A 26,323-nucleotide genomic window follows, 5' to 3' on the forward strand; every position below is an offset into this window, starting at 1 on the left:
CAGGCAGATTACCCACGTGTTACTCACCCGTCCGCCGCTGACTTCCAGGAGCAAGCTCCCTTCCGTCCGCTCGACTTGCATGTATTAGGCACGCCGCCAGCGTTCGTCCTGAGCCAGGATCAAACTCTCAAAAAAGTTGACTCGCTCAAAACAACACTTGCGTGTTGATTCACTCTCTGTGCGTGTTTAGTTTTCAAGGAACCACTCAAAACAGCTCGAACACCTTACCACGCAACCCCTGCACTTGTCAAGTGTTGGGGTGATGTTCTCACCGTTTGCCGCGCCGTCACCGGAGCGACAATGTGTAATATACCACCCTGGCACGTGCGGATCAACAGGAAATTTCATCCTAATGAAATCAAAGGAGAATACGTCACATACGACGATGCCGAACCCACTTCGTATGCTTCACGCTTCCATCGCTCTCGCCAATTCACGGAGCTTGTTGATGGTTTTTCAATTGCGCAGGGTGAGCGGCTGACTCAGCCTGTGCATTTGAGGCGCCAGCTTCGAATGACGGAGACCTCCGACATATAAAAACAGCGCGTCTGCACGAATGCAGACGCGCTGTTTCTCGACGTTCCCGTCAACTCGCTGGTGGGCCTAAGAGGACTCGAACCTCTGACCTCACGATTATCAGTCGTGCGCTCTAGCCAGCTGAGCTATAGGCCCTTGGTATGGCGGAGCTGACGGGATTCGAACCCGCGTTCTCCTGCGTGACAGGCAGGCATGTTAGGCCTCTACACCACAGCTCCACACGGTTATGACGTCTCTGGCGGAGTGAGAGGGATTCGAACCCTCGATACGCCTTATGGGCGTATACTCGCTTAGCAGGCGAGCGCCTTCGACCTACTCGGCCATCACTCCAGGTTTGGTGGGTCATGAAGGACTCGAACCTTCAACCTGCCGATTAAGAGTCGGATGCTCTACCAATTGAGCTAATGACCCAACTGGTGGAGGGGGAAGGATTCGAACCTTCGAAGCTTTCGCAACGGATTTACAGTCCGCCCCAGTTGGCCACTTTGGTACCCCTCCACTGGAGCCACCTGTCGGATTCGAACCGACGACCTGCTCATTACGAGTGAGCCGCTCTACCCCTGAGCCAAGGTGGCATGACAATCGCGGATGAAAGTGGTAGCGGCGAGTGGACTCGAACCACCGACACCACGGGTATGAACCGTGTGCTCTGACCAGCTGAGCTACGCCGCCATCACGGTTGGCGGAGAGAAAGGGATTCGAACCCTTGAGGCGGGGTTAAGCCGCCTACACGATTTCCAATCGTGCTCCTTCGACCAACTCGGACATCTCTCCGGATTTGGTGCGGCTAATAGGAATCGAACCTATGGCCCCCACCGTGTCAAGGTGGTGCTCTCCCTCTGAGCTATAGCCGCATACACCTTCACCCCGAAAGGGGATTATGGAGCGGGTGATGGGAATCGAACCCACGCCGCCAGCTTGGGAAGCTGGAGTTCTACCATTGAACTACACCCGCATATGGAGCGGAAGACGGGATTCGAACCCGCGACCCTCGCCTTGGCAAGGCGATGCTCTACCCCTGAGCCACTTCCGCACAAAATTTGTTAAGCTCAAAGTACACCTGTGCAAAGGTGGTGGCTCGGGACGGAATCGAACCGCCGACACGAGGATTTTCAGTCCTCTGCTCTACCGACTGAGCTACCGAGCCACATGGTGACCCCAAGGGGATTCGAACCCCTGTTACCGCCGTGAAAGGGCGGTGTCTTAACCACTTGACCATGGGGCCACGCAGTTGAAAATGGAGCTCCCAATCGGACTTGAACCGATGACCTCATCCTTACCATGGATGCGCTCTACCGACTGAGCTATGGGAGCATGGCTCCCCGAGTAGGATTCGAACCTACGACCCTCCGGTTAACAGCCGGATGCTCTACCGCTGAGCTATCGAGGAATCTTGGTGGAGGTAGACGGATTCGAACCGACGACCCCCTGCTTGCAAGGCAGGTGCTCTCCCAACTGAGCTATACCCCCAACCGCTTTACGCCGCGACCAAGCGGGCGCAGGTAATAAAATAGCACCTTCGGAGGCATCAGATCAATGGTTATTTCAGGAAAATAGAAAAAAATTTTGCCCCTCCCTCGCCGTCGGCCCGCACCGTCCAGACGGCCAGATTGCGCATGGCTCCTTGGCGGGCCGGGAGCAAAGATGATCCCGTACAGTTTGGCGTCACCGCCACCGTCGATGGCGGACCGGTGGCAGACGATTTCGTGGGATCAGGCGGCGGAACGATCCATCCCGTCCGTGATTAAGGGCCGCCCCCAGCACATCGGATGTGCTGGGGGGGAAGACGGGCAACAGGATGGCAACCCTCCGCTCGGTTACGTCAATGCCACGTCGCGCTTTGTGAAAATGTACCACGCCAACAGATTCATCACCACGAAGTAAATGATCAACATGATGATGGAAAAGCCCAGCGTCATCCCCGCAACCGGCGGTCCACCCTCCACATACCGGGACAAGTCGGTGTTGGCAAACAGGATGTACTTCACCCAGGAGTACCGGCTCAGTGCGGCCACCAATGTGTTTCCGACGAAAAAGGCCAGAACCGAGAGGGTGATGGCGAGCGTGCTGCTCCGAAAGATGGCGGACACCATGAAGGCAATGGTGGCTGTGAAGATGACTTCAATGAACAGAAATCCGTAATGCATAAACAGGTATCCCGCCACCGGCATCTGATGCATATGACCTTGGCCATCCGTGAAAAATTGCGGCTCCCCAGCCCCGGCCATCCCAAAAACAATCCAGCCGCAGAGCAGGGAGAACACGAGCATGGCTGCGGTCATAAACAGGGCGTGCAACAGGGCCGCCACATACTTGGACAGCAGGATCTGCGTCCGCGTTGCCGTCTGCGTCAACAGCATCTTGATGGTGCCGGTGCTGAATTCACTTGCGACAATGTCGCCAGCCACCACCACGATGAATGCAATCAACAGCGCCGACAGGCTCTCGGCCGTCGTGGCAAACTTCCACCCCGTCATGCGGGTTGGGTTGAGATTGTGGTCAATGTAATACTGATTCATTTGGATGGTGCTCTGCATATGCTGTCTGCTTTCCGGAGGAAGCTGCTGATCATGCTGGAGACTTTGCTGCAAGTCCGCGTTCTGTGCAATCAGGGTCTGCTTCCAATTCGGATTTTCCTGTTCATGCGTACGAATCACCACAGCAACCAAAACGGTCGCGAGCAGAATGATGCCGAGCAGAATCCACGTGCGAAGACGCCGATAGATCTTCATGTTCTCGTTGCTCAACAGCTTAAACACCAATCGAACCACCACCCGTGATTTCCAAGAATGTATCTTCCAACGATTTGTTCACGCTGTTCACCGCGTAAATCTTGATGCCTGCCACCACGAGACTGCGAACAATCTCCGGGACTTTGTCGCGGGTGACCGAGACCACGACCGCCGATTCCTGAAGCTGCGCCGATACACCCGCATGATCCGCACGGATGACCGCCACCGCGGCTTCTCCATCGTCCACCTGGATTTCGGTGGTCTGCTCCGTATCCTCATCCGCCCCGAGGCCATTGCGAATGGTGCGAACGTCCACGAGTTTCCCGCTCTGAATGATGGCCACCCTATCGCACATCAACTCCATCTCCGACAGGAGATGGCTGGATACAATCACGGCCACGCCGTCCCGCTTGGCGAGTGTCCGCAGGTGATCGCGAAGTTCCCGGATGCCGGCCGGATCGAGCCCATTGGTGGGTTCATCCAAAATCAGCACATCGGGCTTGCGCAGGAGGGCCTGAGCCAATCCGAGCCGCTGACGCATCCCGAGCGAGTACGTCTTCACCTTGTCGTGAATTCGCTGCTCCAGCCCCACCAGCTTGACGACTTCCCGAATCCGCTCTTCGCCCACGCCGGTGGACATCCTGGCGAAATGCTTCAAATTCTGGTATCCCGTCAGAAATTTGTACAATTCAGGATTCTCCACAATGGCGCCTACGCGGTTCATCGCCGCGCGAAAGTCCTTGTCCACATCCGTTCCGTAAACGAACACCTTGCCTCGGGTCTTTGTGATTAACCCCACCATCATCCGAATGGTCGTGGTCTTCCCCGCGCCATTCGGTCCCAGGAATCCGAACACCTCGCCCTCGGGAATGTCAAACGACAGATCATCCACAATGGTCTTCTTGCCAATCGCCTTCGTGAGATGGCGAATCTGCACCGCTGCCTGCTGCGGCATCTCTGGTCCCCCTCAATTCGTCGATTTGCCTGCACTCCAGGGCTGGCCGGCACCGAGTTTACCCTTCCGATTGTAACAATTCTAACCAAATTGTTCATACAGTTCCTGTATTCCCAGTTCGCCATCCACACCCGAAATCCTCGTGAAGACAGAAATCAGGCTGTCCCCCTTGTGCATCCCCTGGAGAACAGCCCCCGCCGGCCGGATTCGGCACACGCGCTCACACAAGCCTGGCCGTGATCATCTTTCGCCGCGTGTAAAACTCCACCCCATCTCGACCGTTCGCATGTAAATCGCCGTAGAACGACTTTTTCCAACCCGAGAACGGAAAGAAAGCCATCGGCGCCGGCACCCCCACGTTAATGCCGAGCATTCCCGCGTCCACCGTCTGCCGGAAGCGCCGAATGGCCTTCGCGCTGTCCGTGAACAGGCAGGCACCGTTGGCGAATTCCGACCGGTTGGCAATCTGTATCGCCTCGTCCAGGTCAGCGGCTCGTACCACACTCAGCACCGGGGCGAAAATCTCATCCCGCCAAATGGTCATGCCCGGCTGCACTTGATCGAAGATGGTGGGACCAATGAAGTAGCCCTCGCCGTTCGCGTCGTCCAATCGTCCGTCGCGCACGAGCAGCGCGCCTTCCCGTGCGCCGATTTCAATGTACCGCACCGTCCGCTCGCGATGCTCCGCGCGAATCACCGGTCCCAGGAAAACCCCTTCCTCCAGCCCATTGCCCATCACAATCTCATTGGCTGCCGAAACCAACCGCGGCACCAGCACGTCGCCGACTTCGCCGACCGCCACTACCACGGAACACGCCATACAGCGCTCACCGGCCGATCCGAACGCTGCCCCGATGATCTCTTTCACGGCCAAGTCCAAATCCGCATCCGGCAGCACGATGGTGTGGTTCTTGGCACCGGCCAATGCCTGCACCCGCTTACCGCGGGCAGCGGCCTCCCGGTAAACCAGCTCAGCCACCGGCTGTGACCCCACAAACGACAGTGCGGCCACATCCTCGTGCGTGATCAATCCCTGTACCACATCGCGGGCGCCGTGCACGATATTGAGCACGCCCTCCGGAAGCCCGGCCTCAGCGAACAACTCCGCAAGGCGAATGGCGGACAGCGGCGTTCGCTCCGAGGGTTTCAGGACAAACGTATTGCCGCAGGCGATGGCCAAGGGAAACATCCAACAGGGCACCATCATCGGAAAGTTAAAGGGCGTAATGCCCGCAACCACGCCCACGGGATAACGGTACATGCCGGACTCCATATCCGTCGCGATGTCTGGCAACTGCGTGCCCATCATCAGCGTGGGCGCCCCCGCCGCGAATTCCACGCACTCAATGCCGCGCTGGACTTCTCCGTACGCCTCCTTGTAACTTTTTCCGTTTTCCAGTGTGATGAGCCGTGCCAGTTCGTCCCAGTGCTCCGTCAGCAACTGCTGATACCGAAACAGGATGCGCGCACGCTTCGGTACCGGCGTTTCGCTCCACGACGGAAACGCTCGTTTCGCGGCCGCGACCGCCTGGTCTACATCCGCCTGTGTGGACATGGGCACATGTGCGAGCGTCTCCCCAGTGGCCGGGTTAGGGACGACCAAGGTGTCCGTCGTGTTGGGGGGAACCCATTGTCCACCGATGTAATTCTGAAGTGTCGCCGACGTCGTCGATTTAAACATGCCGATTCATCCTTTCCCCAACGCTTTGGCCGCCGCGTCGATGGACTCCAACACGGTGTCCGCAATGTGTTCCAATTCCTCGTCCGTGACTACGAAGGGCGGACTGAGCAAGAGGACATTGTTGTACCCCTGAACTGTATCTCCGTTCTTGCTCACCAGCACGCCGCGCTTCTTGCATTCCGCCACCACCGCGCCCACGAAGTCCGGAGACGCCGGAGTTTTGGCGGCTTTGTCCGCAACCAGCTCAATGCCAGCCATCAATCCGAAGTGGCGAACATCTCCCACCCTGGGATGCGCCACAGCTTCCCGCAGCCCATTCTTGAGCAGATCTCCAAGCACGCGCGCGCGTTCCACCAAGTTGTGCTCTTCCATGTACGTCAACGTCTCCACGGCCAACGCACAAGCCGCCGGATTGCCGCCAAACGTGTTGACGTGCCGGAAGTGCGCATACGTTTCGTCATTGCGAAATGCGTCGAACAGGTCCGCGCGCACGGCCGTGGCGGACAACGGCAGGTAGCCGCTCGTGATGCCCTTGGCCATCGTTACGATGTCTGGCGTGACGCCAAAGTTGTGGTGTCCGAAGTTCCGTCCGGATCGGCCGAACCCGCAGATGACCTCGTCGATGATCAGGAGAACTCCGTACTTGTTGCAGATGTCCCGAACGCGTTGGAGGTAGTCCGGCGGAGGCACGATGATGCCGCCGCCCGTGATCACGGGCTCCATGATGACCGCCGCCACCGTCTCGGGAATTTCCCAGTTGATGACCTGCTCGTACACGTCCGCACATTCAAGGCTGCAGGCTCCCGGCTGTTTGCCGAACGGGCAGCGATAGCAATCCGGCGGCGGTACGTGCAGGAATCCGGGGGCAAGCGGTTCATACCGATACTTTCGCTGAAATTGGCCGGTCGCCGCCAATGCCCCCATGGTGTTCCCGTGGTACGCCCGGTATCGAGAGATGATTTTCCAGCGCGAAGACTCGCCGTTTTGCGCATGGTACTGCCGCGCCAGTTTGAACGCGACTTCATTCGCTTCCGATCCGCTGTTTGAAAAGAAAATTCGATACGATCCCTGCAGCCACTGGTTCAGCTTTTCGCTGAGCGCGATGGCCGGTTTGTGACTCTGCGTCAGCGGATAATACGGCATTTCCACCATTTGTCTATAGGCTGCCTCGGCCAACGTCCGATTCGAGTAGCCCAGATTGACACACCACAATCCCGACATGGCATCGAGATAACGCTGGCCCGCCGCGTCGGTGATCCAGGCGCCCTCACCGCGCTCCACAATCATGGGCTGTTGACTCGCGGCATACGGTGTCATGTGGTGCCAAAGGTATTCCCGATCTTTTTCCAACCACGTGTCCATCGCGCGGACACTGCCTTCGCCCGTCAGCATAGCGTCCTCACCTCTGCCCCCATCATATCGAACCCTGTGCAAAGGAATGCAACAAACTGAATGAATGTTCAGTTCCTTCGTGCGACAAATATGAAGTTCTCTCATTGAGATTCGTGAGACTGTCGACCATCCCTGCCGAAGCGCCAAAAAGTTTTCCTCCCCGTCAGCGTGGCTCGCGGTCCCAGCCCTGGGGTGCCGAATCCCGGCCGTATCTCTAAAAAGGGCTGTCCCGTCCGTGCTTCAACACATCCGGGACAGCCCACATCATCCCCATCCGAAGGGACTCTGCCAAATTTATTCCGCGCTTTCCGGAACGGACAGGCGCGCACAGGAAGACGATGCTCCCACCCGCTTTCGAACCAGGAAGTAGCTGAGGTAAATCAGAACGATGATGGGAACGCCCGCGTAAATGGCGATGCGTTGATCCGGAATGAACGCCAGACTGACGGCAATCGTCAGGTTCAGAATCATCCCCACAATCGGCAGTACAGGAAACAGCGGAGTGCGGTAGGCCAACTTGCTCACATCTCCGCCCTCCCGAAGGTAGCGGTAGCGAAATGCGAGCTGCGCCCAGCAGATGATGGCCCAGTCGAGCACGGCCACCAACCCGATGCCAGATACAATCCAAAGATACAGCGTATTGGGCGACACCTGATAAATCCACAGAGACAGGGTGCCGATGGCCAACGTGAACAGCACCGCCGGCACCGGGACGCGTCGCTTGCTCAACCGCGAGAACACGCGGGGGGCCATCCCGTCCAGCGACATGGACCACAGCAGCCGGGACGACGCGTATGTCCACGAACTTCCCGCCGACAGGGCGGAGGTAATCACGATGATATCCATAATCAAGTGAGCATAGGGAATGCCGGCCACCTGAAAAATGGTGGCGAACGGACTGTCGTTCACGCCCGCTTGCTGCCAGGGAATGATGCCCACCAAAACAATCATGGAAATGACGTAAAACAGCAGGGTTCGGACGCTGGTGCTGCGGATGGCGCGCGGCACAGACTCCGCCGGATTGCGGCTTTCCCCTGCGGCAATCCCAATCAACTCCGTGCCGCTGTACGCGAAGCAAACGGGCACGAGCGCCAGCAGCACCGCCGTGAACCCGTGCGGAAACAGGCCGCCGTGCCCCACATAATTGGTGGCGCCGATGGCCGGGTGGCCTGTCCAGCCAAAAATCGCCGCCAGTCCAGCCACCACCGCGGCGATGATGCCAATCACCTTGATGCTGGCGAACCAGAACTCCGACTCTCCATAGACCCCGACCGCTGTAATATTCAGGAGTAGATAGATCACGGCAAACGCCGCGTACCAAAGCCAGAGCGGAACTCCCGGAAGGTACTGATGGATGATGATGGTGGCGGCAATCCACTCGCCTCCGATGGTCAGTGCACCGTTCAACCAGTACAACCAGGCGCTCAGATATCCGACGGAGGGTGAGATAAACTCCTGCGCGTATGTCTTAAAACTGCCTGCCACAGGCATGGCCGTGGCCAATTCACCGAGACACATCATGACGATGGCAACCAGGATGCCGCCCAAGACATACGCCAGCACGGCCCCGCCCGGTCCGGCCTGGTTGACCGTGTACCCCGAGCTCAGAAACAGCCCGGTGCCAATCACACCGCCAATCGAAATCATGAACATGTGTCGGCTGCGCATGTCCCGTTTCAACTGCGATTCTTTTTGAACAATTTTGTCCAATTGTTCCATTTCTGACGTTTCCCTCCCCACAGGCATGGAATGAAGCGCTTACACCACCAATGCGCTCCGCCATGAGCAAGCAAAGATCGTGCCAACCGTCCACAGTCCGACGGACTGCGGTCTGTTTGAGCCCAAGCTGGCGAGACACACGCTTATGAACATACAACAGCGCAAAATTCGCTGGCAAGTGCAAAAAAATTTTTCATCACCGAGCTGTCGTCATAAAGGAGATGTAATATCATTCCAATATCAGCCCATACGCTGTCCACAGCGCCGCGGATGGCACACGGCAGCGCGGTCAACGCCGCCGTGTCAGCCCGAACTTGCGCAGCCGATACTGCAGATTCTGCCGACTCATACCGAGCTCCCGGGCCGCCGCTGACACATTTCCCCGGTGGCGATGCAGCACCTGTTCCAGATAGGCGCGTTCGTACTGCTCCAACTGCGCGTCGAGCGAGTTGGTTGCCCCCTGCTCTCCGCGACTGTCCGCAGGCTCGCCACCGACGGCCCACTCCAATTTCCGACGCAGATGCAGAGGCAGATGATGCAAGCCAATCATGGTTTCATCCTGAATCAGGTTCATGGCCCCTTCGATGGTGTGCTCCAGTTCCCGGACGTTGCCGGGCCAACTGTAGTGCATGAAGCGGTCCATCACACTCGCCTGCAGTCCTTCCACCTGCAGGTGGAACAACCGGTTGTACTTCTCGATGAAGACCTCCACCAGATGCGGGATATCCGCCATCCGCTCGCGCAGCGGCGGCAAAAACAATGTCACCACGCTCAAGCGGTAGTACAGGTCTTTGCGCAGCCGTCCAGCCGCCACGGCGTCCAGCGGATCCTCGTTCATGGTCGCGATGATGCGCACGTCCACCGCCCTGTCCTGCACATCGCCGACGCGCCGCACCACGCGTTCCTGCAGAACCCGGAGCAATTTTGCCTGCAGCGGCGGACTCAGCGAGTTCAACTCATCCAACAGCAGCGTTCCGCCGTGGGCCTGTTCCATCAACCCCGGACGATCCACCGCCCCGGTGAATGCCCCGCGAACCGTGCCGAACAACAGTCCTTCAATCAAACTTTCCGGCAGGGCCGCGCAGTTCTGGGAGATGAACGGGCCAAGCGAGCGACTGCTCGCGTGGTGCAGGCTCTGGGCGACCAGTTCTTTGCCCGTTCCCGTTTCGCCAACAATGAGGACGGACGATTGTGTCCGGGCGGCGCGGCGCGCGTGCTCAATCACCTCCGCCATGGACGGACTGCTCGACAGGATAGTCTCAAACGTGTGAGGAGTGGTCGGCGCCTTGAGCATGTTGGCCTGCAAACGCTCTTCCCGAGTAATATCCCGGGCGATTTCCACCGCCCCGAGCAGTCGTCCGCCGCGGCGAATGGGATAGGTGTGATTGACAGTCGTAATGGGCATCCCTCGATTATTGAAATAGGTTTGTTTGACGTTTTCCGTCGCTCGGCCTTCTCGAATCGCCTGTACCAACGTGCTGCCCCCGCCATCGCTGAACGTGAACACATCCTGAATGTTTTTGCCCATCACATCCTCTTTGCGCATGGCCTCCATGTCCGCCATTTTCTCGTTGTAGTAAATGGTCCGCCCGAGCGAGTCCACCACGTGAATCCCCTCATCCAATTTGTCCAACACCGCTTCCAGCAGCTCCATCGCATCTTCCCGATCCATTGACACCGTCGGTTCCTCCTTGCCACCACTGCGATATCCTTGTCATTCAGCATATCTGCACACAAGAAATAGAGCAAACAACTTTTGCACCTCTTGAGGACACACCATTTCCCAATGACAAGTTTTTTTGCGCCTCCAGACATGACGTCTCCCCTATTCGCGATGACAAATGACGCTGTGGCGGTCATATCGGGCGTTCATAAGGAAAGGTTCAACGTTGGCATGAAATTGGCTAAGTTAAAAGGGGGAACCAACGGTGCATCTTTGTGTCGTGCATCGGCCATCGAATACAGGAGGCATAAGAAACATGGAGACCATGAAGCATCCCATGCAGTTGGAACAAACATACGGAGCGCGCAACTACCACCCGCTGCCGGTGGTGCTGGTGAAGGGCGAGGGAGTTTGGGTCTGGGACGACCAGGGCAACCGCTATCTCGACATGCTGAGCGCCTACTCCGCGCTCAACCAGGGTCATCGCCATCCGAAAATCATCCAGGCCCTGAAGGACCAAGCGGACAAAATCACACTGACATCGCGGGCTTTCTACAATGATCAGTTGGGAAAATTCTATGAGAAGTTGGCCCAACTCACGGGCAAGTCAATGATTCTGCCCATGAACACCGGCGCTGAAGCGGTGGAGACCGCCATCAAGGCGGTTCGGCGCTACGCCTATGACGTGAAGGGGATCCCGGACGGACAGGCGGAGATCATCGTCTGCAGCGGGAATTTCCACGGCCGCACCACAACCATCATCTCGTTCACGTCGGATGCCGAATACAGCCGCGGATTTGGGCCGCTCACGCCTGGCTTTAAAATTGTCCCGTACGGTGACCTGGACGCGCTGAGATCCGCCATTACGCCGAATACGGCGGCCTTTCTGGTCGAGCCCATCCAGGGCGAAGCCGGCATTGTCATCCCGCCCGCAGGATTTCTCCGCCAAGCTGCAGAACTCTGCCGTGAAGCGAACGTCCTGTTTGTGGCTGACGAAATTCAGACCGGCCTCGGCCGCACCGGACAGTGGTTCGCGTGCGACTGGGAAGACGTCAAGCCAGACGTGTACATCATCGGCAAAGCACTCGGCGGCGGCGTATTTCCAATTTCCGCTGTGGCGGCTGACCCAGCGGTGCTCGGCGTGTTCAATCCCGGATCGCACGGTTCCACCTTCGGCGGCAATCCGCTCGGCTGCGCAGTGGCCCTGGCCGCATTGGAAGTCCTCGAAAGCGAGCAGTTGATTGACAATTCGCGGCGTCTCGGAGAGCGGTTCCTCGAGCAACTGCGCACGTTGACGAACCCGCTGATTCGCGAGGTGCGCGGCCGCGGACTGTTCATCGGAGTGGAATTGACAACGGCGGCACGGCCATTCTGCGAACGACTCAAGGAAGCGGGCCTCCTGTGCAAGGAAACGCATGAGAACACCATCCGCTTTGCGCCGCCACTGGTCATCTCCGAGGAAGAGTTGGACTGGGCCTTTGCGCAGATTGCCCGCGTGTTCGACGAAGGACGTGAACAATGATGACCAGCCTCACCGCAGTCCGCGACCGTGAACTGAACGTCCTGGAATCTGCGCAGCGCGTGGTTGAATCCGCGCTGCGTCAACTGGGCTACGGGCCGGAATACGTTGAATTGTTGAAGGAACCCTTACGCATGCTGACCGTTCGCTTCCCCGTTCGCATGGACGACGGCAGTGTGCGCGTATTCACCGGGTACCGCGCACAGCACAACGACGCGGTCGGCCCGACCAAAGGCGGCGTTCGCTTTCATCCCGACGTCACGGCCGAGGAAATCCAGGCGCTGTCTCTGTGGATGACCATCAAGTGCGGCATTCACGGGTTGCCGTACGGCGGCGGAAAAGGCGGTGTGGTGTGCGATCCGAGGACGATGTCCGCCGCAGAGCTGGAACGACTGAGCCGTGCGTATGTCCGAGCCATCAGCCAAATTGTGGGGCCGACCAAGGATGTGCCAGCGCCGGATGTGTTCACCAACGCCCAGATCATGGCGTGGATGCTGGATGAGTACAGCCACCTCCGGGAGTTCGACTCGCCCAGCTTTATCACCGGCAAGCCGCGGGCCATCGGCGGATCGGCCGGGAGAGAGACGGCCACCGCACGCGGAGTGGCCCTGTGCGTGGAGGAGGCGGCCAGGCGTCGGGGACTGTCGCTGGCGGGTGCGCGCGTCATCGTGCAGGGATTCGGGAACGCGGGGAGTTACCTGGCGCAGTTCATGCATGAGGCGGGCGCACGGGTTGTCGGGATTTCGGATGCGTACGGTGCGCTGTATCATCCGGACGGACTGCCCGTGCCCGAACTGCTCGCAGCGCGCGATTCGTTTGGTACGGTGACAACGCGGTATTCCAACACCATCACCAATGCAGAGCTGCTTGAACAACCGTGTGACATCCTGGTGCCTGCGGCGATTGAGAATCAGATCACGGCGGACAACGCCCATCGCATCCAGGCGTCCATTGTCGTGGAAGCGGCCAATGGCCCGACCACCCTGGAAGCCACCCGCATTTTGACGCAGCGCGGTGTGCTGCTGGTGCCGGATGTGCTCGCCAACTCGGGCGGCGTGACGGTTTCCTATTTCGAATGGGTGCAGAACAACCAGGGGCTGTACTGGCCGGAGGAAGAAGTCGCGGAGAAACTGCGCAGCACCATGCTCAGTTCCTTTGACAAAGTCTATCGCATGGCTGAAGAACACGGGGTCGACATGCGACTTGCCGCATACATGGTGGGCATGGAACGAACGGCAGAAGCCATGCACTACCGTGGCTGGCTGTGAGGAGAACGATGTGGGCGGGGGCCATTGTGCCCCGGCCGAAAGGAGGAGATTCGAATGGCCAACATTCGCATTATCGGTACGCCCTCTGATTTTGGGCAGGGCCGCCGCGGCGTGGATATGGGCCCAAGCGCCATCCGCTACGCTGGATTGATGGAGAAGCTGCAGCAGTTGGGACACACCGTCGAGGATCTCGGCGATATTCCCGTGCCCACACCGGAAACCCGCCACGTGGACAACCAGAAATTGAAGTACCTGAACGAAGTCGTCGCCGTCTGCACACGCTTGTCCGAACAGGTGGCCGCCGTGCGGTCCGACGGCCATATTCCCTTGGTGCTCGGCGGCGATCACAGCATCGCCATCGGCAGCCTCGCCGGCGTCGCTGCGGCCAAACAGCCGTTTGGCGTGATCTGGTTCGACGCTCACGGCGACATGAATACGGATGAGACCACGCCGTCCGGCAACATTCACGGCATGCCTTTGGCTGCCAGCCTGGGATTTGGTCATCCCCAGTTGACGGGCGTTGGCGGCTTTTCCCCGAAGGTGCGGCCGGAGCACGTCGTTTTGGTCGGAATCCGCTCCATCGATCCGGATGAAGCCCGGCTCATCCGCGAATCCGGCATTCGCTTCTTCACCATGGCCGACATCGACCGACTCGGGATGGAGTCCGTGATGAAACAGGCCATCGAGATCGCCAGCCGGGGAACCACAGGAATCCACCTCAGCCTGGACCTGGACGCGTTGGATCCCATGTACGCTCCGGGCGTCGGCACACCGGTCAACGGAGGCGTGACCTATCGCGAGGGACACCTCGCCATGGAACTTCTGGCAGAGAGTGGACTCGTCCAGTCGGTGGATGTGGTGGAGGTCAATCCAATTCTCGACCACAGGAACCAGACTGGGCGCATGGCCGTGGAGTTAGTCGAGTCTCTGTTCGGGAAAAAGGTGATGTGATGCTGGGCGCGGATGGTCCGGGGATTTGGACCACCGTTGCCTCCCAAAGCAAAAATCCCCCGCGCTCCTGCAGCGCGGGGGATCCCCCGGTTCATGCTTCATGGCTTCGAGATGGAACGCCAAACAGGCGCTCCACGTTGATTTCGTGCTGGCGCCACCAGTTTTCCCAGGACAAACCGTAATGGTCCGCGACCACCCTCGCCGCTTCGTCAATCCAATCAGGCACCGTCTCCAATCCGGCGTACGGCCCGCCGTGGGCATACGGTCCGTCCGTCTCCAGAACAATCTGGGTCAGGGGAATCCGCTTCAGCAGCTGCATGTCGCGTTCCCTGTACGTCACCTCCGGCGTGATGGAGATGAAGTAGCCGGCGTCCACAATCGCGTCGATGGTGTCCACATCCGCCTTCAGCCAGTGAAAGACTGCCCGCTTCACCGCGTACTCGCAGAGAAAATCCAGCGCCATGTACGCCACATCGTGGACCGCGTGGATCATCATCGGCTTGTTGTGCTCCGCCGCCAACCGGCAGAACGTCGCAAATCGATCCACATCCGCCCGCGTCACCACGCGGTCATAGTAGGGCAGCCCCACTTCTCCCACAACATCGGCCTGCTCCACCAGTCGACAGGCTCGAAGAAACTCGGCATCCGGATATTCCCGCTCCGGATGCAACCCGATGCCCACCCATTGCAGCGCCTGCGGATGCGCCGCCTGCAGCCGCCGAATCTCCGCGTAAGAATCCGGGTTCATGGACGGCGCGGCCAGGCGGATTCCCGCTCTTTCGGCCGCCTGCAGCACCCGCTTGGGAGCGCGGGCTTGGTCAATATGAAAGTGCGTGTCAGTGCGAAATCGGTTCATGCTTAACAGCTTACTGTTTCTCCCGCGCGGCGTCCAGCGATGGAGTCGGACCGTAAAACCCGGTACCAGCAGACGGACGCAATGCGCTAGAATGTTCAGTGAGGTAGGGGAGTAATCCAAAGAAAGAGGGGATCCACGGTGACCCAGCACCACTTCGCCACAGCTCCGCAGCAGCGACCTCCGTTCCGTGCGGATCACGTGGGCAGTCTCCTGCGGCCGCAACGGCTGAAAGACGCCCGGCTCCAGCGAGCGAATGGACAACTGACTGGGGAGCAACTGCGAGCCCTGGAAGATGAGGAAATCGCCCGCACGGTGGAGAAACAAAAGGAAATCGGGCTTACAGCCGTCACGGATGGCGAACTTCGCCGCGCCTATTGGCACTTTGACTTTCTCGAGCACCTGGACGGGGTGGAAGGATACGATGCAAAGACCGGCATCCAGTTTCATCAGACGCAGTCCAAACCCCATTCCGTCCGCGTCGTGGGAAAATTGGGCTTTTCCAATCATCCCATGCTGGACGACTTCCGCTACTTGCACCGCATCGCCGGTCAGCACACCGCCAAGATGACCATTCCGAGCCCCAGCATGCTGCACTTTCGGGGGACGATAGATCCGCGCGTGTACCCGGATCGAGACGAGTTTTTTCACGACCTCGCCGAGACATACCGACAGGCCATCCAGGCGTTCTACGATGCCGGTTGTCGGTACCTGCAGCTGGACGATACGTCCTGGGCCTACCTGTGCTCCGAGGAACAACGGCAGCAAATCCGCGCCCGCGGCGAAGATCCCTCTGAACTCCAGGCGCTGTACGCGCGGACCATCAACGCGGCGATGGCGGGCAGACCAAAGGACATGACCATCACGATGCATATCTGTCGCGGCAATTTCCGGTCAACCTGGATTGCTTCCGGCGGCTATGAACCGGTTGCCGAGACGCTGTTTCAAACACTCCGGATTGACGGGTTCTTTTTGGAATACGACAGTGACCGGGCGGGCGGATTCGAACCGCTGCGCTTTGTGGAGAACCCGAATCTGCAGATTGTATTGGGCCTCATCACGAGCAAGTCGGGCCGCTTGGAGGACCCGGACGACGTGAAGCGTCGCATTGACGAAGCCGCTCGATATGTGAACCCTCAACAATTGTGCCTCAGTCCGCAGTGCGGTTTCGCATCGACGGAAGAGGGGAACCTGTTGACCGAAGACGAGCAGTGGGCAAAGCTGCGGCACGTGGTTGAAATCGCCCGCGACGTCTTCGGTGATGCGTGATAACATAACTTACCTGGAGGATTTTCTGGAAGGACTCAGAACTGTTTAACGACACTGCGAGCACCAGGCCCGGCGTATTTTCTTCGCGCCGGGCTGTGAGAAAGCGAGGGCATACATTGACAAGCCGGTTGAAAATGTTCGCCAGCGGGTTGGTCGGGGCCGCAGTGGTGCTGTTGGGCATTGCCGTGAACTACGGTTGGCACCATTTTCATCAGCCTCCGGTCCAGCCGACATCCGGATCGAACGTGGCCATTCAGGTTGTTTCCTCGAAACCAGCGGACACTTCGCAGCCCACACAGCAGCAAAACCAGGTGTATGCAACGGTTCAGCAGATGCTGCACACCGCTGTGCCAGATTCGCTGGACACTTCAGGATTCGTACAATCCGTCTATGCGAAGGTGGGCATCCAGTTGCCGCGGACCATTGCCGAGCAGGCGCAAACCGGAACGCTGGTTGGCAGTCGCTCCGATCTGACCACGGGAGACCTGGTCTTCTTCAATCTCGACAACACGGGGAACACCGCCACATTTGACGGCATCTATCTTGGACAAAATCAATTTGCTGCCGTTACCACCCACGGTTTGAAAGTGATTGACCTCAGCGACACCTACTGGTCGGGAAGATTCCTGTACGGACGGCGGGTGCTCTAGCCCGCTTCACGGGCATCCAGAAAACGGGGCTGTCACGTTTCTCTCACGAGCGGTCATACTAAACATTCCGGTTTCAGAAGAGGTTCCACTTGGTCAATGGGCAACGGTTTCGCGAACAGGAAACCTTGTCCGAAATCGCAGCGGATCTCGCGCAGCCAGTCGCGCTGCGCTTCCTGTTCAACGCCTTCGGCGACCACGCGAATGCCGAGCGCTCGAGACATGTCGACGATGGTTTGGACGATGATGCGGTTGCGCTCGTTCACCACAACGTCCGATACGAAGGATTTATCAATCTTGAGCACGTCCACCGGCAGTTTGCTCAGGTAACTGAGGGAACAGTAGCCAGCTCCGAAATCGTCAATGGCGACTTCGATGCCAAGAGCGCGCAGGGCTTCCAGTGATTGAACCGCACGCTCTGCATCCTCCACCAGCGTCGTTTCCGTAATCTCCAAGCGAATGGCGTTCCCATCCAACTCTGCCTGTTCCAGCGCGTCCGTCACCATGGAGACCAGATTCCAGTGTTGAAACTGCACCGGAGACAGGTTCACGGATACCGGCGGTACGTGCAGTCCTCGTTGCCGCCAACGCGCAATCTGCGCACAGACCTCACGTAGCACCCACTCCCCGAGCGGGACAATGAGCCCGGTGCCCTCTGCGATGGGGATGAATTCGCCGGGGAGCACCAGGCCCTTGCGCGGATGCCGCCAACGCACCAGGGCTTCCAATCCGGCCAGCTCAGAGGATTCCAGGTGGTAGTGGGGTTGGAAATGAAGTTCGAACGATCCGCTTTCGATGGCGGACTGCAGTTCATATTCGAGACTGCCCAAGCGGACGGAGGACGGACCCGAATGAAACTGATACGTATTTCCCTCCATCGCTTTCGCTTGGTACATGGCGTTGTCGGCGCAACGGACAAGGACCTCGGGATTTTCCCCGTCGTCAGGAAACGTACTGATGCCGATGCTGGCCGAGAGGAGCAATTCCCGTCCCAGAATGACAAACGGTCTCTCAAACCCCTGCAGCACCCTTTTCGCCATCCGCTCCACTTCGCCCGGATGCTTCACATCGGCGAGCAGGATGAGGAATTCGTCACCGCCCACTCGGCACACTGCGTCCGAGTGGCCGACCGCTTTTCGAATGCGCTTGGCCGCTTTCCGCAACAGCAAATCCCCCGTTTGGTGCCCGAACGAATCGTTAATCCGCTTGAATCCATCCAGATCTAGAAACAGGACCGCACCGCGAGCGTTTTCACTCTGCATCAGCGAACGCAGCCGTTCCTCAAACGCCACGCGATTCATGAGCCCTGTCAGGCTGTCCATCTTGGCCTTCTCCACCAGTGAAGCCTCAAACGCCTTCTGTTCTGTGATATCCGCGAAGTATCCAAAGTAATACAGGCTGTCATCTTCCCGGTACGCTTTGATGATCAGCCACTGTGGATACAAATTGCCCGATTTGGTTCGATTCCAAATTTCCCCTTCCCAATACCCTTCGCTCTGAATTTGCGCCCACATCTGCTGATAGAACGCTTTGGAATGCTTTCCGGACTGGACCACCTTCATCGTCTTGCCCAATATTTCGTCACTGCTGTAGCCCGTCACCCGCGTGAACGTGGGATTCACCAAGCGAACCACACCGCTGGCATCCGTGACCACAAATCCGAACGGCGAGTGTTGGAACAGCGCCCGGTACACGTTCCTCGGAAGATGCGGGAGACGTTCCTGCCCAATGCCCGCGACCGCCCGGACCATTTCCTGTTGGCGATGCTGTTCGACAGGACAGGTGGCGCAGCGCGGGCTTCGATACTTACCGCAAGAGTGGCAGATCAGCTCGAGAACCTGCAGCGTGTCACCCATACAGATCTTCCTTCCGAATCATTTGCTACGATAAACTGTATATTTTTGCATTCGAAGATTCTGTAATATTGGTCACAAATTGAGCCGATTGGTCTACGGTTTTTGGAGGAAAATAGTCCGTTCTCACCATTTTCTCAAGTTCACCGCTGGACTACTGTGGTGATGGAGGAGGGGACCACGATGTCGTTGGCGTATGTAAACCATTCACCGCGAAACACGTCGCTGTTCACCGTGGAGCAGATGGCGAAGCTGATGTCGCATATGAGCTTCAGGGAGTACGCAACCCACACAACGATTGCGCGGAACCCGGACGAAATGTATGTGCTGTATATCAAATGGGGAAAGGTTCGATTGAACATTCTCACGGATCAGGGCAAAGAGGTGACGGTGTCTGCCCTGAACGAAGGGGATATGTTGTTTTGGGACGAGGCACTCAAGCAGGTGACCATCCGCACCAACGAACCCACCCGCATCGGCTGGATCAAACAGTCCGTGCTGGATGCATTGCTCAGAGAAGATCCCGACCTGGCTTCGACCTTCGTTCGCTGGCAGACTCGAATGAACGCCCTTGTGATGATGAAGTTGCGAGATCTCCTGCTGTTTGGAAAGCACGGCGCCCTGTCCGCCACGCTCGTACGATTGGCAAACACCTACGGGGAAACGGTGCCCGATGGCATTCGCATCCCTGTCCGGTTGACCAATGAGGAATTGGCGAAATTCATCGGGGCCACCCGTGAAACGGTGAACCGCATGCTGCGTTCGTACGTGGCCAAAGGGGTGTTGTCCGTCAAAGGTCCTCATATCGTCATCCACAACATGGCGTACTTGAAGTGTGAACACCAGTGCCTATCGTGTCCTCCCAACATCTGCCGCACCTGATGCGCACGCTTCGTCGCCTACCGCCACGGGAACGAGCACGCCGTGAATCCGGCAGGTGGGTGGACCGACGTCCGAGCGCTCGCCGGACCACCGTTCGAGCCGGTCAGTGCGGACAACACCGACGTCACCGTGCCCGCACCAACACCGGATCCCTCTCGGCGAGAATGGATTCAATCGCCTTGGCCACACCGCACTGGTCGTTGGACGCGGTCCACAGTGGAATCTCTCGCAGCACCGCGGCTTCCGCTTTGGCCATCGCGTAACCGCGCCCGGCGTGCCGCAACATGTCCAGGTCGTTCTCCGCGTTGCCGAAGGCTACCACGCGCTCCACGGGGATGTTGAGCGCCGAAATCACGCGTTCAATCCCGGTCCACTTGGTGACTCCGCTGCGCGTCATCTCAATCTCGCCTTCGCTGGTCCGCGCCATCTCAAACATCCCCCAGGATGCCAGTTCAGCGTAAACTTCGTCGATGCGATGGGGCAAAAAACCGCCAACAGTGACTTTCAGAACCGGATTGCCCTCGTCCTCCAGATACGCCTGCAGATGTTTGGGAGACACCACATGATGGCGCTGCAGCTGCCAGTGCTTGGGTGGAATCGGCAAGTTCGCCGGACATACCACCACGTGCTCTCCCATCGCCAAACAGTACAGTTGATGTTCTTCCACGAACTGCGCCAGGCGCGTCAACGACGCCTCCGGAATGGGGGAACGCTGAATATGCTGCCCTCCCGGCGTGTGAACTACATGCGCTCCGTTCAGCGCGATGAGCGGAGCGTTCAGTTGGAGATACCTGGCCCAGACCATCCCGGATTGGGCCATCCGCCCCGTGGCCAGGGTGACAAAGTGTCCTTTTTCCATCGCCCGTTGAATCGCAACCCACGTGTCTTCATCGACCGATTGCCTGGAGTTCAGCAGGGTTCCATCGATGTCAATGACAATGAACAACGGCCCTTCCTGCATTCGGAGCCCTCCCCATGCTGTTCTGCCCGCCGGGGAATCACAAACCGCTCCCCTCGACGATGGTTCCAAGAACAATATATCGAAGACTCGTGAATGGTCTGCGAATTTGCGGTGAAGTGATTGTAAATTTGTCACCGCTGTCTCATGTGATGCGACGAGCGGATCCACTCCGCGCTCCACGCGGTTCAGAATTTGAACTTCGCGATGGTCATCTGCAACGACTCCGCCATGTCAGCCAGAGAACTCGCGGAAGCCGTGACTTCCTCCATGGTCGCCACCTGTTCCTCCGAGATCGCGGAGACGTTCTCGATAGACTGTGCAATATTTTGTGCCACCTGGCCGAGTTGGTTGACTCGCACCGATACCGATTGGGCGTCGTCCTCCATGCCGGTGACCGCATTCGACACCTCTCGAATCATGCCCGCAACCTCGCCAACCGACAGGCTGATCTGGCCGAATGATTCCCCTGCGTGGTGAACCGCCTCCATCCCCTCTTCCACAGCCTGCTTACTCGTATCCGTGGAAGCAATGGCGCGGTGGATGTCGGACTGGATGCTTTCGACGAATTCGGCAATGCGCTTCACCTCGGCATCGGATCGTTCCGCCAATTTCCGCACCTCGTGGGCCACCACCGCAAAGCCGCGTCCGGACTCGCCGGCGCGCGCCGCTTCGATGGCCGCGTTGAACGAGAGCAGATGTGTTTGCCTGGAGATGTCGCGAATGGTGCCCACAATGTGCTCGATGCTGTCCGAATGCGCGCCGAGTTCCTGCACAATTTGGACCAGCGATTCCGCTTGGGTGTGAATCTCACGCATCTTTTGCACTGCGTTTGTGACCGCCTGCGTTCCTTGTTCGGACAGCGCGGTGGCAGTTTCCACCGAGCGCATGACCACCTGTCCGTCTTGGGCAATCTTCTGGATTTCCTCGCTCATGCCGGCAATCGCATGTATCGTCTGTTCCGTGTTGGCCGTGTGCTCCTGTGTTCCTGCAGCCACCTGCTGAACGGACGAGGAGAGGCCTTCGGACGCCCGAGTGGTCTCCTCCGCACTCGCCATCAACTGTTCCGCCGATGCGGCCAACTGTTCCGCCGTTTGGCCGATGGTGCCAATCATAGTGCGCAGGGACTCCGTCATCGCATTGAAGCTCAGGCCCACCCTGCCGATTTCGTCGGCCGTATCCACGGTCACCAGTTGGCTGAGGTCCCCTGCGCTGATGCGTTCCGCCGTATCGCCGAGTACGCGCAGTCGTTTCGCGATGTGCAAAGTCATCCACATGGCCGCCGCACCGCCGACAATCAATCCAATGACGAGGATGGTGAGCATTTCATAGAGCACCGGATTGCTCGCTTTGGCGATGTCAGACTGGTACATGAAACCAACGATTCTCCACCCCGTTGCCGGGTTCGAGACAAACGACGCCTGTTCCGGAGATCCGTTGTCTACAAACGACAAGTCCCCCGAATCCTTGGCAAACAGTTGATTCATCCAGTCGGCCTTGAGCACCGTTCCACTCTTCAGTCGGGGACTGGCAATGACCTCGTGCTTTGCGTCAAAGATGCTCAGGTATCCGTTCGTGCCAACCTTGATGCCCGATAGCGACTGGTTGATATTGGACGTGTCCACGTCGATGGCCACGACCCCTCGATTCTGCGGCAGTTCTTTGGCGATGGTGACCACCATGTGACCGGTGATGGCGTCCTGATACGGTGGCGTCACCACCGTTTCTCCGGCGTGCTGAACCGCATCCTGATACCAGGGACGAACCCGTGGATCATATCCTTTGGGCATGGCGTGATTCGGCGCCGTGATGAATTGACCGTCGGACATCCCAACATACGTGTTCAAGAGTCCGGCGTGCGTCGTCTGATATCGATTCAATACAGTGAAAATATCCGTCTGATTTTCAAGAGAAGATACACTTTCTGCCAAATTGTCAATATCCTGCTCTTTGCTCGTGAACGTCTCCTCAACCAATTGGTTTGCCATCGCAACACTTTGATCCGCACTCTGCAAAATCTGCTGGTGCGTGTTGGTACTCGCGGTCCTGTAGGAGAAAACGCCGACCGCCACCGTGGGCAGAATCAATACCCCCGCGAAGGCGATGGACAATTTCACCTTCAGACTGACCGCCCTTTGCGCCTTACCCTGTTTCACTGCATCCACTCCCCATTGCTTTCTGCAAAGTCTGTTTGTCGAATCGTTCGCGGCCGCTCTGCATGCGGACATGCTGGCAGGGCGGGACGGCGTGTCACCCCGCGGTTTCTTTATCTCTGCATCCTGCCCAAAAGAAAAATCCCATCTCGTTTCCGAAATGGGACCGACCGCGAAACGAGCAGCTGGCTGGCATGGCAGGTCCTTGTCCCCGCTGTAGCCCCTTTAGCTTTGCGTCGCTATTTTTCAATAGCTTTGCCCTTGAATCTGTCTGCGATTTTGCACCGACATTCCGAAGTACCATATTCGACAAACGCCTCAAAACTTCCTGCACATTGTGGCGAATTCCTTGGCCAATCTGTACAATTAGGAGGAGTTTTACCAAGCGTGTAGAAAAATGCATCCAACCACATCAATTCGTCAAGGGCAAAACTGTAGAAATACAGTGACGCAAAGCTAGAGGGTCTACGGCGTCCATCGACGCTATGACAGCCAGTTGCCGGATGAGACGCATCCCTTGTCGAAACCGGGATGCGCTTTTCTTTTCCAAGCCATTCCGGTCAAATCACGGCAGAAAGTATAGTAGAGGTGTGTCTGAGTGAGTGGGGACAAATCGCAACAGGTGGAAGCTCTGAATCGTCTGGCCGTCGAAGCCAAACACTCCGATGACGCCTTCTGTTCACTCTTGGATGAGCTCAGGCCTTCCCTGAATTATTACGTAGCGAGCTATGCACGCCAGTGGAATGTGGAAAAGGACGAGGTGGAACAGTGGGCGTTCATTGAGACGTGGAACGCCGTCCGGGCGTACGACCCGAATGGCATGTCGTTCTTCACGTTTTGGAAATGGGTCGTCACGAATCACATCAAGACCCGACTCCGGCGGCTCAAGTACGGGAAGCGGAAAGAGCCGGATTTGAAAGCTGCGCGCTTCGACTTTTCCGACGGGTGTGACAGCGAACATGAGACATGGTCTCGATACCAAGTGAGAATCGCCCTGCCGGAGACGGAATCAGCGGAAGATACGTTTCTGAAGGAACACCTCTTTCAAACCCTGCACAAGCAGTTGGCGGACGCCATGTCATCGTTGTCCGAACTGGAGATTTGGTGCACCAAATTGTTTTACTTTGAGGGATATTCCTACTTGGAGACGCAGCAGGCGCTTCAACTGCACTCGCGAAAACCGGTGGACAATGCGTTGGCAAGGGTCAAGAAAAAGCTGGGCAAGAACCAAGCGCTGTCCCAGCTCTACACGGAGCTCAAAGCCCTGTAGCGTATGCGCGTTACAACTGCGGTCGCGGTGAGCCCGGACCACGGGCCGACGAAGCCCGCGGCCGCTGCCGAAATTGTATATCTGGCTCAGGGAATCTCCTCGTATTCCAACTCCTCGTCCCGCGCCGACAGTTCCGGGAGCAACAGCTCAGCCTGAGAGGCGGGAAGCTCTTCCACCTGCCGCAGCTTTCGCTCAATCGTTCGGGTGCGCTTGGTCGCCGTTTCAATCGAATTGCTCGCTTCCTGCAGCTTCTTCTGGGTCTTTTGCAGGAGCTCTCCAAACGTACCGAATTGCGTCTTGATGGCTCCGAGCAGTTCCCACACCTCACTGGACCGCTTTTGGATGGCGAGCGTCCGGAATCCCATTTGCAGGCTGTTCAGCAGGGCCGTCAGCGTGGTTGGACCGGATATAATGACCCGATAGTCTTTCTGAATGCTCTCCATCAACCCCGATACGCGCAGAACCTCGGCAAACAGCCCCTCGATGGGCAGGTACATGATGGCAAAGTCCGTGGTGTTCGGCGGATTGATATATTTATCGTGGATGGACTTCGCCTCGCTCTTGATCCGGGTGAGCAGCGCTTTTGCCGCATCGTTGAACGCCTGGCTGTCTCCGGCATCCTGGGCGTCCAGCATCCGCTGATAATCCTCCATGGGAAACTTGCAGTCGATGGGCAGGTACACAATCTGCTTCGAATCTTCGCGACCCGGCAGTTTCACGGCAAACTCCACGCGCTCCGCCGATCCCCTCTTCGTCGCCACGTTCTTGTCGTACTGCTCGGGAGACAGCATTTGCTCCAGCAACATCTCCAGCTGGACTTCTCCAAACGTTCCCCTCGTTTTCACGTTGGTCAGCACGCGCCGCAGATCTCCTACGTTGGCCGCCAGCGACTGCATCTCACCGAGCCCTTTGTGCACCGCTTCAAGCCGCTCGCTCACCTGCTTGAACGACTGGGCCAACCGCTGTTCCAGGGTAGCGTTGAGCTTCTCGTCCACGGTCTGGCGCATTTGCTCGAGCTTTTTGCTGTTGTCTTCCTGCAGCCTGATGAGCCGTTCCTCCACGACGTTGCGAACCCCGTCGAGCTTCCGCTCATTCACTTCCGTGAGGGCGTTCAGCTGTTTCGAGAACGCGTCCAGCAAGTTCTTCTGCTGGTTCCCCTGCTGTTCGAGGGCTTGTACCAGCGTCTGCGACAACTGCGTGGACATGGTGGTGAATCCCGTCTGCAGTGTCTGCGTCATGCGCGTAAAATTGCCGCCCAGTTCCTCGCGGATCAATTTCGACTGCTGCAGATTGTCTTCGCGCAGTCGCCGAATTTCGGATTGCACCAACTGGCCGAGGTCCTCCTTCACCTGTGCCAGCGCGCCACTGAGATCCGCGGTGGGCGCCTTGCGGCTGAATTGCATCACCAACAGCAGAATTTGAACGACGAGGACAGCGCCCAGCAAGACATCAATCATCTGCCAAACCTCCCTGTGAAATCCACGAGTCATCCGGACGTCCGGCGCAGTGTTTTTTCCACCATATCGTATCACGGACAGGCCCAAGCTGCTCGGCCGAATGCACACAGATTCCGCATCCTGTTCCACTGAAAAAAATTCTATTGATTACTTGGTTTTGGATGCGGTGCGGAAATCATCCTGTGCATTGCTTGACGATCCCAGCATCAAACCGATACATTACTTACTCAAGTTTCGCACCCGGTCTGAGTCAATAAATCCTTGGTGCGACTGGGATTTCAGGCGCTGAAAAGGCAAAAACACCCTCATTTTCTGGTAGACTGAAGTTGACGAGACAACAATCTACAGAGAAGAGGATGTTTTCCCTTATGGTACGTGAACCTCAACACCAAGATCAACTCCAATCCATGGTTTTTGCCTTTTTCAAGGAGTACAGGATAGCAAGACTCCTGAAGCAGTCGAATGTCACCAAGCAAGCTGGTATTGCTGTTCTGGATGTGTTCCGAGCTATATTCAGTCTCGTATTCACTCAGCGAAGCCTGAACCGTTGGCTAAAGCAGTCAG

General features: G+C 57.8%; 18 protein-coding genes, 16 tRNA genes, 1 rRNA gene, 1 pseudogene and 2 riboswitches. Of the genes and pseudogenes, 8 read left to right on the plus strand and 28 right to left on the minus strand.

Annotated features, from left to right (window positions below; all coding sequences use genetic code 11):
• The 23 genes from G463_RS0113460 to G463_RS0113570 form a co-directional block, all read right to left on the minus strand.
• Nucleotides 1-135: ribosomal RNA gene (locus G463_RS0113460) — 16S ribosomal RNA — on the minus strand; the annotation flags it as partial.
• A gap of 460 nt (nt 136-595) precedes the next feature.
• A tRNA-Ile gene (locus G463_RS0113465) sits at nt 596-672 on the minus strand.
• Between the two features lie 6 nt (nt 673-678).
• Nucleotides 679-755: transfer RNA gene (locus G463_RS0113470), tRNA-Asp, on the minus strand.
• 18 nt (nt 756-773) lie between these two features.
• A tRNA-Ser gene (locus tag G463_RS0113475) sits at nt 774-867 on the minus strand.
• 5 nt (nt 868-872) lie between these two features.
• Nucleotides 873-948, minus strand: a tRNA-Lys gene (locus tag G463_RS0113480).
• Between the two features lie 3 nt (nt 949-951).
• A tRNA-Tyr gene (locus tag G463_RS0113485) sits at nt 952-1,035 on the minus strand.
• A gap of 2 nt (nt 1,036-1,037) precedes the next feature.
• Nucleotides 1,038-1,112: transfer RNA gene (locus G463_RS0113490), tRNA-Thr, on the minus strand.
• A gap of 20 nt (nt 1,113-1,132) precedes the next feature.
• Nucleotides 1,133-1,209 (minus strand) — tRNA-Met (locus G463_RS0113495).
• A gap of 8 nt (nt 1,210-1,217) precedes the next feature.
• Nucleotides 1,218-1,311: transfer RNA gene (locus G463_RS0113500), tRNA-Ser, on the minus strand.
• Between the two features lie 5 nt (nt 1,312-1,316).
• Nucleotides 1,317-1,391 (minus strand) — tRNA-Val (locus G463_RS0113505).
• A 27-nt stretch (nt 1,392-1,418) separates the two neighbouring features.
• Nucleotides 1,419-1,492 (minus strand) — tRNA-Gly (locus G463_RS0113510).
• Between the two features lie 3 nt (nt 1,493-1,495).
• Nucleotides 1,496-1,570 (minus strand) — tRNA-Gly (locus tag G463_RS0113515).
• A 38-nt stretch (nt 1,571-1,608) separates the two neighbouring features.
• Nucleotides 1,609-1,684, minus strand: a tRNA-Phe gene (locus G463_RS0113520).
• Nucleotides 1,685-1,687: 3 nt separating this feature from the next.
• Nucleotides 1,688-1,762 (minus strand) — tRNA-Glu (locus G463_RS0113525).
• A gap of 13 nt (nt 1,763-1,775) precedes the next feature.
• A tRNA-Thr gene (locus G463_RS0113530) sits at nt 1,776-1,851 on the minus strand.
• Between the two features lies 1 nt (nt 1,852).
• A tRNA-Asn gene (locus G463_RS0113535) sits at nt 1,853-1,927 on the minus strand.
• A 4-nt stretch (nt 1,928-1,931) separates the two neighbouring features.
• Nucleotides 1,932-2,007, minus strand: a tRNA-Ala gene (locus G463_RS0113540).
• A 347-nt stretch (nt 2,008-2,354) separates the two neighbouring features.
• On the minus strand, nt 2,355-3,296 hold the full coding sequence (locus tag G463_RS0113545) for an ABC transporter permease (RefSeq protein ID WP_026975592.1): 942 nt from the start codon (nt 3,294-3,296) through the stop codon (nt 2,355-2,357).
• Nucleotides 3,289-4,224: an ABC transporter ATP-binding protein gene (locus tag G463_RS0113550; protein WP_026975593.1), complete on the minus strand. Its 936-nt coding sequence runs from the start codon at nt 4,222-4,224 to the stop codon at nt 3,289-3,291. The genes G463_RS0113545 and G463_RS0113550 overlap by 8 nt, the downstream gene beginning before the upstream one ends.
• 220 nt (nt 4,225-4,444) lie before the next feature.
• Nucleotides 4,445-5,905, minus strand: a complete 1,461-nt coding sequence (locus tag G463_RS0113555; protein ID WP_026975594.1) for a CoA-acylating methylmalonate-semialdehyde dehydrogenase — start codon at nt 5,903-5,905, stop codon at nt 4,445-4,447.
• Between the two features lie 6 nt (nt 5,906-5,911).
• On the minus strand, nt 5,912-7,297 hold the full coding sequence (locus G463_RS0113560; RefSeq protein ID WP_035487309.1) for an aspartate aminotransferase family protein: 1,386 nt from the start codon (nt 7,295-7,297) through the stop codon (nt 5,912-5,914).
• Between the two features lie 294 nt (nt 7,298-7,591).
• A complete protein-coding gene (locus G463_RS0113565) occupies nt 7,592-9,016 on the minus strand; it encodes an amino acid permease (protein ID WP_035487311.1) in 1,425 nt (474 codons plus the stop codon).
• Nucleotides 9,017-9,305: 289 nt separating this feature from the next.
• Entirely contained in the window at nt 9,306-10,688 is a 1,383-nt protein-coding gene (locus tag G463_RS0113570) for a sigma-54 interaction domain-containing protein (RefSeq protein ID WP_026975597.1), read from the minus strand.
• 307 nt (nt 10,689-10,995) lie between these two features.
• On the opposite strand from G463_RS0113570, the gene G463_RS0113575 reads away from it, so the two are divergent.
• From G463_RS0113575 to rocF, 3 genes are read left to right on the plus strand one after another with little or no spacing between them, the layout of a single operon-like run.
• A complete protein-coding gene (locus G463_RS0113575) occupies nt 10,996-12,201 on the plus strand; it encodes an ornithine--oxo-acid transaminase (protein WP_026975598.1) in 1,206 nt (401 codons plus the stop codon).
• Nucleotides 12,201-13,466: a Glu/Leu/Phe/Val family dehydrogenase gene (locus G463_RS0113580; RefSeq protein WP_026975599.1), complete on the plus strand. Its 1,266-nt coding sequence runs from the start codon at nt 12,201-12,203 to the stop codon at nt 13,464-13,466. The genes G463_RS0113575 and G463_RS0113580 overlap by 1 nt, the downstream gene beginning before the upstream one ends.
• A gap of 54 nt (nt 13,467-13,520) precedes the next feature.
• Nucleotides 13,521-14,417, plus strand: a complete 897-nt coding sequence (rocF, locus tag G463_RS0113585; RefSeq protein WP_026975600.1) for an arginase — start codon at nt 13,521-13,523, stop codon at nt 14,415-14,417.
• A 91-nt stretch (nt 14,418-14,508) separates the two neighbouring features.
• Here rocF and G463_RS20445 read toward each other — a convergent pair whose 3' ends face one another.
• On the minus strand, nt 14,509-15,273 hold the full coding sequence (locus tag G463_RS20445; RefSeq protein ID WP_051322305.1) for a TatD family hydrolase: 765 nt from the start codon (nt 15,271-15,273) through the stop codon (nt 14,509-14,511).
• Between the two features lie 138 nt (nt 15,274-15,411).
• Here G463_RS20445 and G463_RS0113595 point away from each other — a divergent pair, with 138 nt between their 5' ends.
• Both G463_RS0113595 and G463_RS21870 read left to right on the plus strand, forming a co-directional pair.
• A complete protein-coding gene (locus G463_RS0113595; RefSeq protein ID WP_026975601.1) occupies nt 15,412-16,539 on the plus strand; it encodes a 5-methyltetrahydropteroyltriglutamate--homocysteine S-methyltransferase in 1,128 nt (375 codons plus the stop codon).
• Nucleotides 16,540-16,655: 116 nt separating this feature from the next.
• Entirely contained in the window at nt 16,656-17,189 is a 534-nt protein-coding gene (locus G463_RS21870; RefSeq protein ID WP_051322306.1) for a C40 family peptidase, read from the plus strand.
• 53 nt (nt 17,190-17,242) lie between these two features.
• On the opposite strand, the gene G463_RS20455 is transcribed toward G463_RS21870, so the two are convergent.
• A complete protein-coding gene (locus G463_RS20455; protein WP_051322307.1) occupies nt 17,243-19,042 on the minus strand; it encodes a putative bifunctional diguanylate cyclase/phosphodiesterase in 1,800 nt (599 codons plus the stop codon).
• A 180-nt stretch (nt 19,043-19,222) separates the two neighbouring features.
• Between G463_RS20455 and G463_RS20460 the strand changes: the two genes are divergently transcribed.
• Nucleotides 19,223-19,921 (plus strand): Crp/Fnr family transcriptional regulator, encoded by a 699-nt coding sequence (locus G463_RS20460; RefSeq protein WP_051322308.1) that lies wholly within the window; start codon nt 19,223-19,225, stop codon nt 19,919-19,921.
• A gap of 124 nt (nt 19,922-20,045) precedes the next feature.
• Here G463_RS20460 and G463_RS0113615 read toward each other — a convergent pair whose 3' ends face one another.
• Nucleotides 20,046-20,882 (minus strand): Cof-type HAD-IIB family hydrolase, encoded by an 837-nt coding sequence (locus tag G463_RS0113615; RefSeq protein ID WP_026975602.1) that lies wholly within the window; start codon nt 20,880-20,882, stop codon nt 20,046-20,048.
• A gap of 185 nt (nt 20,883-21,067) precedes the next feature.
• Nucleotides 21,068-23,035, minus strand: a complete 1,968-nt coding sequence (locus G463_RS22920; protein ID WP_026975603.1) for a methyl-accepting chemotaxis protein — start codon at nt 23,033-23,035, stop codon at nt 21,068-21,070.
• A gap of 174 nt (nt 23,036-23,209) precedes the next feature.
• Nucleotides 23,210-23,302: riboswitch (cyclic di-GMP riboswitch) on the minus strand.
• A 145-nt stretch (nt 23,303-23,447) separates the two neighbouring features.
• Nucleotides 23,448-23,536: riboswitch (cyclic di-GMP riboswitch) on the plus strand.
• Between the two features lie 94 nt (nt 23,537-23,630).
• Between G463_RS22920 and G463_RS0113625 the strand changes: the two genes are divergently transcribed.
• Nucleotides 23,631-24,302, plus strand: a complete 672-nt coding sequence (locus tag G463_RS0113625) for a sigma-70 family RNA polymerase sigma factor (protein WP_026975604.1) — start codon at nt 23,631-23,633, stop codon at nt 24,300-24,302.
• An 86-nt stretch (nt 24,303-24,388) separates the two neighbouring features.
• Here G463_RS0113625 and G463_RS0113630 read toward each other — a convergent pair whose 3' ends face one another.
• Complete coding sequence (locus tag G463_RS0113630) at nt 24,389-25,759, minus strand: DNA recombination protein RmuC (protein ID WP_026975605.1); 1,371 nt, start codon at nt 25,757-25,759, stop codon at nt 24,389-24,391.
• A 368-nt stretch (nt 25,760-26,127) separates the two neighbouring features.
• Here G463_RS0113630 and G463_RS23335 point away from each other — a divergent pair.
• Nucleotides 26,128-26,323, plus strand: a pseudogene (locus G463_RS23335) (hypothetical protein); the annotation flags it as partial.

Source organism: Alicyclobacillus contaminans DSM 17975 (assembly GCF_000429525.1).
Taxonomy (GTDB): domain Bacteria; phylum Bacillota; class Bacilli; order Alicyclobacillales; family Alicyclobacillaceae; genus Alicyclobacillus_A; species Alicyclobacillus_A contaminans.

What these genes read in the sequence shown, in the direction of transcription:
- G463_RS0113550 (WP_026975593.1), bottom strand. Translation starts at nt 4,224, where the DNA reads ATGCCGCAGCAGGCAGCGGTGCAGATTCGCCATCTCACGAAGGCGATT.
- G463_RS0113555 (WP_026975594.1), bottom strand. Translation starts at nt 5,905, where the DNA reads ATGTTTAAATCGACGACGTCGGCGACACTTCAGAATTACATCGGTGGA.
- G463_RS0113560 (WP_035487309.1), bottom strand. Translation starts at nt 7,297, where the DNA reads ATGCTGACGGGCGAAGGCAGTGTCCGCGCGATGGACACGTGGTTGGAA.
- G463_RS0113565 (WP_035487311.1), bottom strand. Translation starts at nt 9,016, where the DNA reads ATGGAACAATTGGACAAAATTGTTCAAAAAGAATCGCAGTTGAAACGG.
- G463_RS0113570 (WP_026975597.1), bottom strand. Translation starts at nt 10,688, where the DNA reads ATGGATCGGGAAGATGCGATGGAGCTGCTGGAAGCGGTGTTGGACAAA.
- G463_RS0113575 (WP_026975598.1), top strand. Translation starts at nt 10,996, where the DNA reads ATGGAGACCATGAAGCATCCCATGCAGTTGGAACAAACATACGGAGCG.
- G463_RS0113580 (WP_026975599.1), top strand. Translation starts at nt 12,201, where the DNA reads ATGACCAGCCTCACCGCAGTCCGCGACCGTGAACTGAACGTCCTGGAA.
- rocF (WP_026975600.1), top strand. Translation starts at nt 13,521, where the DNA reads ATGGCCAACATTCGCATTATCGGTACGCCCTCTGATTTTGGGCAGGGC.
- G463_RS20445 (WP_051322305.1), bottom strand. Translation starts at nt 15,273, where the DNA reads ATGAACCGATTTCGCACTGACACGCACTTTCATATTGACCAAGCCCGC.
- G463_RS20455 (WP_051322307.1), bottom strand. Translation starts at nt 19,042, where the DNA reads ATGGGTGACACGCTGCAGGTTCTCGAGCTGATCTGCCACTCTTGCGGT.
- G463_RS20460 (WP_051322308.1), top strand. Translation starts at nt 19,223, where the DNA reads ATGTCGTTGGCGTATGTAAACCATTCACCGCGAAACACGTCGCTGTTC.
- G463_RS0113615 (WP_026975602.1), bottom strand. Translation starts at nt 20,882, where the DNA reads ATGCAGGAAGGGCCGTTGTTCATTGTCATTGACATCGATGGAACCCTG.
- G463_RS0113630 (WP_026975605.1), bottom strand. Translation starts at nt 25,759, where the DNA reads ATGATTGATGTCTTGCTGGGCGCTGTCCTCGTCGTTCAAATTCTGCTG.